We start from the raw sequence: 11,935 nt of genomic DNA on the forward strand, positions 1-11,935 counted from the left end.
CTACCAGGGGGCACTAGGGAGTTGGTGGAGGCTGGGGAGGGAAACGCCAAGGATCGGGAAGGGGATCCAAGAAGAGCACAAAGGAGTCAAGAGAGTTATTCACGAGGGGTAAAGACGAACCACGAATGGACACGAATGAACACCAATGAACGGATTGATGGGTTGAGCCTCTTGCAAAATTCGGGAGCGGGACGTTTATCGGGAATGGCCACAAAAGGCACAAAAACACCATTTGTGCCTTTTGTGCTTTTTGTGGTTAGGCAGCATTCTCACCAGGTCGCACCCGATATCGAAAAAGGCAGAACCTCGAGTTTGCCGGCAAGACGACCTGTCCCGCTACGAATTTTGCAAGAAGCTTGAATTGTCAATTGGAGGGGAAACCGATATCTAGGAGGTTCCCCACGAAGGACACGAAGGGATACCGAAGTAACAAAGTTGAAGAAGCATTTTGGTGTCTCTTGTGGTTGAAGGCAGTCCATCTGTATTGGTGTCTATTCGTGTTCATTTGTGGTTCTTTATTGCGGGTTTCTCCTAACGAATAGTCCAGTGTTTCGCCTCGAATGGCCCCCGCGGCGAGGCGGAGGCCCGACCAGTCCCATTTCGGACATGGCCTGGGACGAGCCCGGTTTACAGTATTGGCGATCTGGGCTAATCTGTCCGGGCCATGCCCTTCCTGAAAGCCCTGACCATTGCCGGCTCGGACTCGAGCGGCGGAGCCGGGATCCAGGCGGACCTGAAAACCTTTGCCGCGCTGGGGATTTACGGCACGTCTGCCATTACCGCGGTGACGGCTCAGAACGCCCTGCGGATCGATGCCCTGACCTGTCTTCCGGTGAGCCTGGTGGTCTCGCAAATCCGGTCAGTGCTATCCCATATCGGAGCCGAGGCCATCAAGACCGGGATGCTGGGCGGTCCCGAGATCATTCAGGGCATAGCCTCGTCTCTGAGCCGCTACCCCTCCATTCCGCTGGTAGTGGACCCGGTCATGGCAGCCACCAGCGGCAGCGCACTTCTTCAGAAGAGCTCGCTGGAGGTCCTGCGCCACAGGATGTTGCCCCTGGCACGGATTGTCACTCCCAATCTGCCGGAAGCCGAGGCGCTGGTCGGAAGCCGATTGCGGGATGAATCCGACTGCATCCGCGCCGCCCGGGAAATCCATGGGATGGGTCCGGGTTGGGTCGTCCTGAAAGGCGGCCATCGGCGGGATGTCGGATCCGGTCATGCCGGCGCCCGGGAGGTGGTCGACCTGGTCTACGACGGCAGCGAGATACACAGAGTCGCCGGACCTTATCTCCACGGAGGCCCCAAGCAGGGCACCGGATGCACCTATTCGGCGGCCATCGCGGCCTTCCTGGCCAAGGGGCACCCGGAACTGGAAGCGGTGCACGCGGCCCGGGAGTATTTGAGCGGGACCTGGCGGTCTTCCGGCGAGTCCGGTCAAGCCGGAGGCCCACTGCACCATTTCCACGAATTCTGGCTGAAGTCCGGCGATGGTTAGGGGTTAGTTGTTAGTGGAGAGTGGAGGGTGAAGAGTGGAGAGTTGTCCGTGAAGAGCTTCGGGACCAAGCAAGCGGCGGTGAGCTGATTGCAACCTATTGGGGAGTGCGCCGAGATCTACAACAGCCTTATACGATTCGATTCAAATAACTATCCACTAGTCACTGATCACTCAGACGGCTTCCGCCGTCTGCCCCAGGCTGCCCAGCAGTTGATCCAGGACCGAGCCGATGCTGCCGGAGGCATTGACCGTTATCAGCATCCCCCGCTGGCGGTAGTGGCTGAGAATGGGTTCGATCTCCAGGAGATATCCCCGAAAACGGCCCTGGACGACCTCAGGGCGGTCGTCGTCGCGGCGCTTCGTTTGGACCCCGGCGGGAGGGCGATTGCTGTTCAGGTTGTAGGTCCGTCCCTCGGCGTCCACCACCCGGCCGGCCACACGTGACAACACGCCTTCCTCGGTGATCTCGAAGAGAACCACTGCCGACAAGCTCAGGAGGGCGTCCAATGCCTTGGCCTGAATCAGGGTGCGGGGATAGCCGTCCAGAATATGTCCTTGATCGCCGTTTCGGCTGACGTAGGCCCTGAACAGGTCCAGGACGATGGGTTCGGGGACCAGCTTGCCCGCTTTCAGATGGGTTTCGGTCTTCTTTCCCAGTTCCGTTCCCTTGCCCACTTCCATTCTGAGCATTTCCCCGAGAGAAAAGTGCTTGAGACCGAAATGGGCGGCCAGGAGCTTGGACTGGGTTCCCTTGCCGCATCCCGGCGGGCCGAGTACAGCTACATTCATCGTCGGTGACCTCTAACGTTCAGCCGAGTGGCGGACTGGATGTGGCCAGGCACAGACCCCCAAGGCCGCTCGACCAAGCGCTCAGTTTATCCCAAGCGGCCTCTATTCCGGAACCCTTTTCCCTGCGCCGGACCGCTCGCACCTCAGGGGGTGAGTTGCTCTGCTGAGCGGAGCGATTCTTCCGGCGTGAGTGCGCAGACGGAGGGGGCCGACCGTCATTCCCGTATTGAACTTGACAGCCGTTCAGGCGACAGCCACAATCGCCTCGTCTTCAGTGAAGACCGATGTGCACCGAGTGCTTGACGGCAACTCCCCGGCATCGGACCAATTGAATTCGTGAAGATCCTCTCGATCACCGCAGGTGCAGCCGGCATGTATTGCGGCAGCTGCCTGAGAGACAATTCCCTGGCCGCGGAATTGACGCAGCTGGGGCACGATGTAACCCTCCTGCCCATCTATACCCCTACCCTGACCGATGAACCCAACGTGAGTCAGAGCCGGGTGTTCTTCGGTGGACTGAGCGTCTATCTCCAGCAGCTCTACCCCCTTTTTCGGAAAACTCCGTGGCTCCTCGACAGGGTCTGGGATTCCCGACCCGTGTTGAATTTCTTCTCGGGACTGGGGGTCAAGACCGATCCCCGCCAACTGGGAGCCCTGACCCTTTCCATGCTGCAGGGGGAGTCCGGCTATCAAAAAAAGGAGCTGCTCAAGCTGATCTCCTGGCTGCGGCAGCAGCCTCCGCCCGATGTCATCGTTCTGCCCAACTCCCTTCTGATCGGACTGGCCGAACCTCTTCGGGCGGCGCTTCGACGACCGGTGTGCTGCACCCTCCAGGGAGAAGACCTGTTTCTCAAGGAACTACCGGAACCCTACCGCAGCCAGGCCCTGGAATCGATACGGCGACAGGTCCGATGGGTGGACGGATTCGCCCCGGTGAGCCGGTACTGCGCCGGCATCATGCAGGAGCTGTTGGGGATCGAACCGGACCGAATGCACCTGATACCGCTGGGAGTCCGGTCCGGGGATTATGGAAACCGGCGCTCGCCACGGTCAGAGACCTTCCGTGTCGGCTACCTTTCCAGAATCGCTCCGGAGAAGGGTTTGCACGAGCTGTGCCGGGCCTACCGGCGCCTGAAGCAGCTAGAGGATGTCGGTCCGACCCGGCTGGACGTGGCCGGTTACCTGGGGCCCGAACACCGCACCTATCTGCAACAGATCCGCAAGCAGTTCCGCCAATGGGGGCTGGAACGGGAATTCTGCTATCATGGCTCTCTGGATCGCCCGGCCAAATTGCGTTTCCTGGAAAACCTGGACGTGCTCTCGGTGCCGGCCACCCACGACGAGCACAAGGGGATACCCATCCTGGAAGCCATGGCCAGCGGCATTCCGGTGGTGCAACCCCGGCGTGGCGCCTTCACCGAGATGATCGAGAAGACTTCGGGGGGACTGCTCACCGACCCGGACCAGGAACACAGCCTGGCGGAAGGGCTCCATGCCGTCTACCGGGATCCAGGTCTGGCCGAGCGCCTGGCCCAAAACGGCCGGCAGGGAGTGCAGGATCACTACAGCCTGCCCCGCATGGCTGTAGCGGCGGTGGAGGCCTACCGCGCCATCGTGCAGAGAGCTTCCTCGTAGGCATCGGGGACAATCCACCGACCCACTGCCTTCCTGCCTCTTCTCATGTCGGCGGCCTGCTCTCGTGCGAGCCCTGTCTACCTGACCCATGCTCGAAATCAGCCGGCTCTCCAAGGACTATCCGACACCGCGGGGCCCGCTCCATCTGCTCGAGAACGTCTCGCTATCCCTGGCCCGGGGCGAAGCCGCCGCCATCATGGGACCCTCCGGCAGCGGCAAGAGCACCCTGCTCTACATCCTCGGCACACTGGAGCCTCCGACAGCCGGTGAGGTGGTGCTGGAGGGATGCCATCCCTTCCAACTGGCGGAGCGGGATCTGGCCAGGTTCAGAAACCGCCACATCGGGTTCATTTTCCAGGACCACTGCCTGCTGCCCCAGTGTTCGGTGCTGGAGAACGTGCTGGCTCCGACCCTGATCGAGAAAGCAACCGAAGACTACCGGCAGCGAGCACTGGAACTGCTGGACCAGGTGGGCCTCAGGGATCGGATGGACCACCGTCCCGCCGAACTCTCGGGCGGCGAGAAACAGCGGGTAGCCATGGCTCGCGCCATGGTTCGAAAACCCTCGCTGCTGCTTTGCGACGAGCCGACCGGCAATCTGGACAGCCGCTCGGCAGCCTCGGTGGCCGACCTGCTGGTGGAGCAACACCGGCAGCATGGCTCCATTCTGCTGGTGGTAACCCACAGCCCGACTCTGGCCGCTCGCTTCCCGGTGCAATACCGGTTGACGGATCGGCAATTGGAGAAAGTGATTAGCCGCCCCACCGTCCCCGACGACGGGACGGATCATACGGAGTGAAACAGGGATGCTTCAGACGAGTGGAGAGTGAAAAGTGGTCGGTGGAACGCTTCGGGTGTGGCCAAGCGCTTGACGAAATGGTTGCACTACTTGAAGGACTGAACCGAGACCGCCCAGTTGCTTGACGTGTCGATCCCATTAACTAGCCACTAATCACCAAAATGGCCTCCCTCCCCCTGACGCGACGCAGCCTGGCCCACTACTGGCGCACGCACCTGGCGGTGGTGGCCGGCGTGGCCGTGGCGGTAGCGGTCCTGACCGGATCGCTGCTGGTCGGAGACTCCGTGCGCGGCAGCCTCAGGCAGCTGGCCCTGCAAAGGCTGGGCGCCGCCCACTGGGTGATTGCCTCGAGCATTTTCTTCCGGGAGTCCCTGGCCGGGGATATGACCGCCCATCCGGACTTTTCCGGGTCCTTCGGCACCGTCTGCCCCCTTCTGGTTCAGGAGGGCCGGCTCACCCAGCCCGAGACCGGGCGCCGCGCCGCCGGCGTTTCGGTCTATGGAGTGGATGAACGATTCTGGGGATTTCAGGGCGTGGAGCCCGATCCGGACTTCGGTTCCGGCCCGCGGTCGGGCCGTCGGGTCCTGCTCAGCCCGGAGGCCGCCAGAGACCTGGGGGTCGAGCCAGGCAGCCCGGTTCTGCTGCGTCTGGAGCAACCCTCCAACGTGCCCCGCGATTCCTTGCACGGCCGCCGGGACCGGGTGGGACGAACCCTGCGCCTTTCGGTCAGCGGCATCCTCGAGCCCTCCCGCATGGGCGAGTTTTCGCTGAGCCCCGGGCAGGGTCCGGTACGGGCCGTCTTCGTCCCCTTGCGTCGCCTGCAGCGGGATCTGGATGTCCCCAACCGAATCAACACCCTGCTGGTCAGCCGAGCCGACCCGGGCCGGCAGCCGACCTCCGACCCGGTGCAACCGGACCAGTTGGCGGGAATCCTCCGGGACGTCTATTCACTGGAAGACACCGATCTGAAGCTGCGGGTACTGGACCGACAGCAGTGCCTGTCGGTCGAAACCGAGGGCACTCTCATCGGCGAGGGACTGGCCGACCACGTTCGCAATGCCGCAAATGCCCTGGGACTTCGCACCCGCTTCCTGTTCACCTACCTGGCCAATACCATCCGAGCCGGCGGCCGCGAGATCCCCTATTCGCTGGTGACCGGCCTCGACTTCCCATCCTTCGGCCTGCCGCCGACAAGTCCCGGCCGCGAACTGCCTCCGGTGGTGCTGAACCGATGGGCCGCGCAGGACCTGGAGGCGCGCCCCGGAGATCTGCTGGAGCTGGAATACTACCTCTGGGCCGAGCAGGGCCGGCTGCTGACCCGGTCCGCCAGGTTTCGTCTGAGCGACGTGGTCCCCATGGGAGGCTCGCTGGCAGACAGGGACCTGGCGCCTGCCTACCCCGGCATCACCGAATCCAGGACCCTGGTGGATTGGGATCCTCCCTTCCCCATGGAGTTGGGACGCATTCGTCCTCGGGACGAGGACTACTGGGAGGAATACCGCACCACTCCCAAGGCCTTCATCCCCCTGACGGTCGGACAGCAGCTGTGGCGGTCCCGCCATGGCCAATTGTCCTCGATCCGGGTCTACCCTCCCCCCGGGGCCCCGGCCGCTGGGCCGGAGGCGCTCCGGAGTCTTCGCTTACGCCTGGAATCCGAACTCAAGCGCACCACCGATCCCGCCCAATTCGGATTCTCGTTGCGGTCGGTCGGAACTCAAGCCGAGCAGGCCTCGCGGGGAGTCACCGACTTCGGACAGTATTTCGTCTACTTCAGCTTCTTCCTGGTGGTATCGGCCCTGCTGCTCACCAGCCTCTTTTTCAGGCTGGGGCTGGAGCAGCGTGTCCAGGAGATCGGATTGCTTCGAGCCCTGGGGTTCGACCCTGCCGGGATCCGCCGCCTGTTTCTCAAGGAAGGAGTTCTGCTGGCCGGGCTGGGCACGTTGTTGGGCCTGGCGGGGGCTCTGGGCTACACCTCCCTCATCATGCTGGGACTGCGCACCTGGTGGGTGGATGCCGTGGGCACCACCCAGTTGAGACTCCATGTCTCGGGCTTCTCCCTGTTGGCCGGCGGTTTGGGCGGGATCCTGACCGCCCTGATCTGCATCGCCTGGAGCCTGAGGAGGATGGTGTCCATCAGCCCGCGCAGTCTGCTGACGGGCTCCTGGCTCTACCAGGAGGCCGGGCCGGTGGCTGCCTCGCCGGCTTCCGGCAAGAAGAGTGGGAAGAGCGGCGGCGTGGCGGAACGCTGGAGATCCCGAAGCCGCCGGCGCAGCCCGGGCCGGAGCCGAACCGCCCTCCTGCTGGCCGCTGCGGCCGTGGGGTTCCTGCTGGCCAGCCTGGCCGGCGGGCTCAGCCGGGAGCTGGGCTTCTTTGCCTCCGGCAGCCTCTGCCTGCTGGCCCTGCTTGCCTGGCAGTCGGGATGGCTGCGACGGACGCGCCGTCCGATCCTGCAGTCCCAGGGCGGCTGGGGCGTATCCCGGCTGGGATTCCGAAACGCCACCATCCGTCCGGGCCGCAGCCTGCTGTGCATCGCGCTGATCGCTTCGGCCACCTTCATCATCGTCACGGTTGAAGCCTTTCGCCGCACCGACCGCTCCAGCCCTCGGGACCGCCAGTCGGGAACCGGAGGATTCGCCCTGGTGGCGGAATCCCTGCTTCCAGTCCACGACGACCCCAACTCCCCTTCCGGCCGGGAGGCGCTGAACCTGTCTTCAGACGACAAGGACGCCCTGGCCAAGGTCACCTTCAGCGCCTTTCGGCTGAGGCCGGGCGACGATGCCAGCTGTCTCAATCTCTATCGACCGTCCAGTCCCAGAATCCTGGGAGCTCCCGACTCCTTTCTCTCCCAGTCCCGCTTCCGGTTCCAGGCCACCCTGTCGGGTTCGCGCGAGCCCGAGAACCCCTGGCAGCTCCTGCACCAGGAGTTGCCGGACGGCGTCATTCCCGTCATCGCCGACGCCAACTCGATGCAGTATGTCCTCCACCGGCAACTGGGGGAAGAACTGGTCCTCAACGCCCAGGGAGAGGCGCCCCTGCGCCTTCGCCTGGTGGCAGCCCTGCAGGACAGCCTGTTCCAATCGGAGCTGATCATGTCGGAGAAGCACTTCCTCAGAGCGTTTCCGCGAATCGACGGCTTCCGTTTCTTTCTGGTGGATACGCCCCCCGGAACCGGTAAGGAAATTACGGCGACGCTGGAGGACCGGCTCTCCGACTACGGATTCGACGCGGTTCCCACGGCCGTGAGGCTGGCCGCCTTTCATCGCGTGAACAACACCTATCTCTCCACCTTCCAGGCCCTGGGCGGCATGGGGCTCCTGCTGGGCACCTTCGGTCTGGGTGTGGTGCTGTTGAGAAACGTGCTGGAACGCCGCAGGGAATTCGCGCTGATGACGGCCGTCGGTTACCACTCCGGCCACCTGGCCCGACTGGTGATCTCGGAGAATTTCCTGCTGTTGGGTTGGGGCCTGCTGTTCGGGATCTTCTCGGCGGTGGTGGCCATCCTCCCGGCCTGGCGGTCCACCGGAGGACACCTCAGTCCGACGGCCCTGGCATGGCTGTTGCTGGCGGTCCTGGCCGCCGGCCTCATCTCCTCGCTGGCCGCCGTCCGGGCGGTGACACGGTCACCGGTGGCGCCGGCCCTGCGCGCGGACTGATTGCCCCCCGCCGGGACAAGGGCCCGGCGCCGCTGCAAGCGCACGCCTGTGATACCATGCGGGCGGCAAACGGTCCGGCCGCGGCAGTCCGACCGACCACGCAACGGAAAGGAACCAAGCATGAGCAATCAGTCGTTGTTCGATCTCTCGGGACGGGTGGCCCTGGTGACCGGAGGCAGCAAGGGTCTGGGCAAGGCCATGGCGCTGGGATTCGCCCGAGCCGGAGCCGACGTGGTCATCAGCAGCCGTCACCAGGACGAGCTGGACAGGGCCCTGGTCGAGATCCTGGAGGGAACCGACAGCAAGGGCCTGGCGCTGGTGGCGGACCTGACCCGGCGGGAGGAGGCCGAGGACCTGGCCCGCCGCACCCTGGAGGAAATGGGCCGGGTGGATATCCTGGTCAACAATGCCGGTTCCAACACTCCCTCGCTCATCGACGAGATCCGGGACGAGGACTGGGACCGGATCGTGGAACTGAACCTCAGCTCCTGCATGGTGCTGACACGCGCCCTGGTCCCCCAGATGAAGGAACGCCGCTGGGGCCGGGTCATTCACATCTCCTCCATCATGGGGCTGGGAGGCAAGTCCACCCGCAACGTCTACAATGCCACCAAGCACGGATTGATCGGCCTGTCCAAGGCCAATGCGCTGGACCTGGGTCCCTACAACGTTACCGTCAACTGCATCGCACCCGGTCCCTTCTGGACCGATCTGCCGGCGTCGCTGCTCAACGAGGACCAGAAGGCCGTCTTCGCCCGTCGAACGGCTCTGGGGCGCTGGGGCGAGTCCGAAGAACTCATCGGTCCGGCCCTGTTGCTGGCCAGCGAGGCCGGCAGCTACATCACCGGGGAAACCCTGGTGGTCGACGGCGGCGTGATGATCAATACGCTGTGACCGGACTGCATGGCGGACGCCCTCGGGACCGGCTGACCGGGTGATCCGCCAAAGCCGTCCCGTTTGCCGGCAGCGGGCTTGCGCCGCCCCTTTTCCGGAATGATCGGCTCCATGCCGGGGTGAACCCATCATGACCGATTTGTCCCGACGCTCGGTCCTGCACAGGCTGGCCCAGGGAACCGCTTTCCTCTCGGCCGGCCTCCCCTCCCTTTCCGCCCTGACTTCCAGCCTGGGCGCCGCTCCCGACCATGAAGCCTTTTGGGAGATGGTGCGGCGACAGTTCCCCTTTCGCGAAGCCAGCGTCCCCATGAACGCCGCCAACCTATGCCCGGCTCCGCGGGTGGTCGCGGAAGCGGTAGTGGAACTCACCCAGGACATTGACGTCGACTGCTCCTTCAACAATCGCCGGAAGTTCACGACCATGCTGGAACTCTCCCGCAAGCAGGTCGCCGATCAACTGGGGGTGGACAGCGACGAGGTGGCCCTGGTCCGCAACACCAGCGAGGCCAACAACATCATCAACAACGGCCTTCCGCTCAAGGAGGGAGACGAGGTCCTGCTTTGGGGCCAGAACCATCCCACCAACAACGTGGCCTGGCAGGTGCGGGCCGCCCGCTTCCACTCAAGCGTCAAACGAGTCGAGACTCCCACCGAGCCCACCCGGATCGATCAACTGGTGGAGCCCTTCCAGGCGGCTCTGGGCCCCCGAACCAAAGTCCTGGCCCTGACTCATGTTTCCAACGTCAGCGGGGTGCGGCTTCCCATCCGCGAACTCTGCGAACTGGCCCACCGCCGAAATATCCATGTTCATGTCGACGGCGCCCAGACCTGGGGCGCTTTCAACCTCAATCTGAGGGAGCTTCAATGCGACTCCTTTGCGGCCAGCAGCCACAAGTGGTTTTGCGGCCCCAAGGAAGTCGGACTGCTCTACGTCAAGAGGAGCCGCATCGAGGAGATCTGGCCCAACCTGGTCTCGCCCGGCTGGGGGAGCGACGTGGATCCGGACGTGAAAGGCGCCAGGAAGTTCGAATCCTTCGGCCAGAGGGACGACGCTCGACTGGCCGCGATCGCCACCACCGTCGATTTCCACCGCCGCCTCGGCTTCGATCGAGTGGAGTCCCGGATCTTCGAGCTGGCCGGGGCGCTCAAAGCAGGGTTGAAGGCCGAGGGCTGCCGACTGGTCACTCCCGAGGACCCGGAACTGAGCGGAGGGGTCTGTATCATCCAGGTGCCGCCGGAAAAGCGCGGGGAGGTCTTAAACCGACTCTACACCCGCTACGGCATCGCCGGGTCTACCGCGGGGGGCTTGCGCCTGTGCCCCCACGTCTACAACACCATGGCCCACATCGACCGGGCCATTGGCGCCGTTCGGGAGATGCGCTCGATGATGGGCCAGGCGTGATTTTTTGCGACGGGGTGTTGAAGGGTTGAGAGGAACGGCCCGTTTGGAGGTGTTGGGAAGGAGCAGCGCGGTTCGGAGCGAAGTTGTTAATCCGTTGCTGCGGGGTATTGTTGTTTTGGAAGGGCTGTGGGTACCGGGACGGGTGCTGCCTATTCGCCGCATTCGCGGCTAGGTTGACGCAGAACCCATACGACCCCGGGCTGCCGCCCGGGGCTACACGAGGGCGCTGCTTCGCAGCTCTATAAGGATGGCTTGTAGTCAGCGTTTCCTTGCCTACCCACTCCAACCGCAGCTTCGCAGCTCTCCCTAAACCCACGACACTGCCGGGGTATAGGATTTTTTTGAGTGTTCCTCTGACCCTAGCCGCAGGGATCCGGTTAGGCGTGTTTGCCGGTTCCGCACCTTGCCATTGGTGTAAGCCGGGCCCAAGCCAATCGAAACCGCATATCATGAAGATCCCGGCAATAGTCTTCCCAACGCTGGTTCTGCTCGTGGGACTGGGTGGTTGTGCGGATTCGCCTTCGGTCGGGCAGCCCACCTATGTCGATCTGACCCATCCTTTTGACGAGCACACCATCTTCTGGCCCACCGAAGAGGGATTCTCCCTGGAGCGGGCCTTCCACGGCATCACCCCGGGAGGCTACTTCTACTCGGCCAACCGTTTCCGCACGGCTGAACATGGCGGCACCCACCTGGACGCTCCCATCCATTTCTTCAAGGACAGGGAGACAGTGGACGAGATCCCGCTGGAGCGGCTGATCGCTCCCGGAGTCGTCATCGACGTCCGCGCCCAGTGCCGCCAAGACCCGGACTACCAGGTTGGCATCGACGATTTTGGAGAGTGGGAAGAGCGCTTCGGCTCCCGCCTGGAGGAAGTGATCGTCCTGCTGCAAACGGGCTTTGGCGACTACTGGCCCGATCGGGCACGCTATCTGGGAACCGAGGAGACCGGGCCGGCGGCGCTACCCAAGCTTCACTTCCCGGGCCTGCACCCCGAGGCCGCCCGATGGCTAGTGGACCACCGCCGCATCAGGGCCATCGGGCTCGATACCGCCAGCATCGACTATGGCCAATCCAAGGACTTCAAGACTCACGTCATCCTGGCGGAACACAGCATCCCCATTTTCGAGAACGTGGCCCGAATCGACGAGCTGCCTCCCAGGGGTTTCACCATCCTGGCCCTTCCCATGAAAATCAAGGGCGGCAGCGGTGGCCCCCTGCGCATCCTGGCCCGCCTCGATCCCTGACCGAGCCGCTGCACCGTC

At 63.7% G+C, this 11,935-nt stretch carries 8 protein-coding genes; 7 read left to right on the forward strand and 1 reads right to left on the reverse strand.

From position 1 onward, the window contains the following. Positions 1 to 664: 664 nt before the first annotated feature. A complete protein-coding gene (gene thiD, locus OXI69_06700; GenBank protein ID MDE2665821.1) occupies positions 665 to 1,498 on the forward strand; it encodes a bifunctional hydroxymethylpyrimidine kinase/phosphomethylpyrimidine kinase in 834 nt (277 codons plus the stop codon). A 171-nt stretch (positions 1,499 to 1,669) separates the two neighbouring features. Here the strand turns inward: thiD and OXI69_06705 are convergent, their stop codons facing one another. Then, the gene (locus OXI69_06705) at positions 1,670 to 2,287 is read right to left on the reverse strand and encodes a nucleoside monophosphate kinase (GenBank protein ID MDE2665822.1); all 618 of its coding nucleotides are present in this window, start codon (positions 2,285 to 2,287) and stop codon (positions 1,670 to 1,672) included. A 336-nt stretch (positions 2,288 to 2,623) separates the two neighbouring features. Between OXI69_06705 and OXI69_06710 the strand changes: the two genes are divergently transcribed. The 6 genes from OXI69_06710 (at position 2,624) to OXI69_06735 (ending at position 11,917) form a co-directional block, all read left to right on the forward strand. Then, positions 2,624 to 3,922: a glycosyltransferase family 4 protein gene (locus tag OXI69_06710; GenBank protein MDE2665823.1), complete on the forward strand. Its 1,299-nt coding sequence runs from the start codon at positions 2,624 to 2,626 to the stop codon at positions 3,920 to 3,922. Between the two features lie 88 nt (positions 3,923 to 4,010). Continuing rightward, the gene (locus OXI69_06715; protein MDE2665824.1) at positions 4,011 to 4,721 is read left to right on the forward strand and encodes an ABC transporter ATP-binding protein; all 711 of its coding nucleotides are present in this window, start codon (positions 4,011 to 4,013) and stop codon (positions 4,719 to 4,721) included. A gap of 161 nt (positions 4,722 to 4,882) precedes the next feature. Beyond that, positions 4,883 to 8,374: an ABC transporter permease gene (locus tag OXI69_06720; protein MDE2665825.1), complete on the forward strand. Its 3,492-nt coding sequence runs from the start codon at positions 4,883 to 4,885 to the stop codon at positions 8,372 to 8,374. A gap of 120 nt (positions 8,375 to 8,494) precedes the next feature. Next, the gene (locus tag OXI69_06725; GenBank protein MDE2665826.1) at positions 8,495 to 9,268 is read left to right on the forward strand and encodes a 3-oxoacyl-ACP reductase FabG; all 774 of its coding nucleotides are present in this window, start codon (positions 8,495 to 8,497) and stop codon (positions 9,266 to 9,268) included. 130 nt (positions 9,269 to 9,398) lie between these two features. Then, complete coding sequence (locus OXI69_06730) at positions 9,399 to 10,670, forward strand: aminotransferase class V-fold PLP-dependent enzyme (GenBank protein ID MDE2665827.1); 1,272 nt, start codon at positions 9,399 to 9,401, stop codon at positions 10,668 to 10,670. 449 nt (positions 10,671 to 11,119) lie between these two features. Then, on the forward strand, positions 11,120 to 11,917 hold the full coding sequence (locus OXI69_06735) for a cyclase family protein (protein MDE2665828.1): 798 nt from the start codon (positions 11,120 to 11,122) through the stop codon (positions 11,915 to 11,917). The last annotated feature ends 18 nt before the right edge of the window (positions 11,918 to 11,935 follow it).

The sequence above is a fragment of the Acidobacteriota bacterium genome (assembly GCA_028875575.1).
Taxonomy (GTDB): domain Bacteria; phylum Acidobacteriota; class Terriglobia; order Versatilivoradales; family Versatilivoraceae; genus Versatilivorator.

Bases quoted from the DNA above. Each gene is read 5' to 3' on its own strand.
- thiD (MDE2665821.1), top strand. From the start codon at position 665: ATGCCCTTCCTGAAAGCCCTGACCATTGCCGGCTCGGACTCGAGCGGC.
- OXI69_06705 (MDE2665822.1), bottom strand. From the start codon at position 2,287: ATGAATGTAGCTGTACTCGGCCCGCCGGGATGCGGCAAGGGAACCCAG.
- OXI69_06715 (MDE2665824.1), top strand. From the start codon at position 4,011: ATGCTCGAAATCAGCCGGCTCTCCAAGGACTATCCGACACCGCGGGGC.
- OXI69_06720 (MDE2665825.1), top strand. From the start codon at position 4,883: ATGGCCTCCCTCCCCCTGACGCGACGCAGCCTGGCCCACTACTGGCGC.
- OXI69_06725 (MDE2665826.1), top strand. From the start codon at position 8,495: ATGAGCAATCAGTCGTTGTTCGATCTCTCGGGACGGGTGGCCCTGGTG.
- OXI69_06730 (MDE2665827.1), top strand. From the start codon at position 9,399: ATGACCGATTTGTCCCGACGCTCGGTCCTGCACAGGCTGGCCCAGGGA.
- OXI69_06735 (MDE2665828.1), top strand. From the start codon at position 11,120: ATGAAGATCCCGGCAATAGTCTTCCCAACGCTGGTTCTGCTCGTGGGA.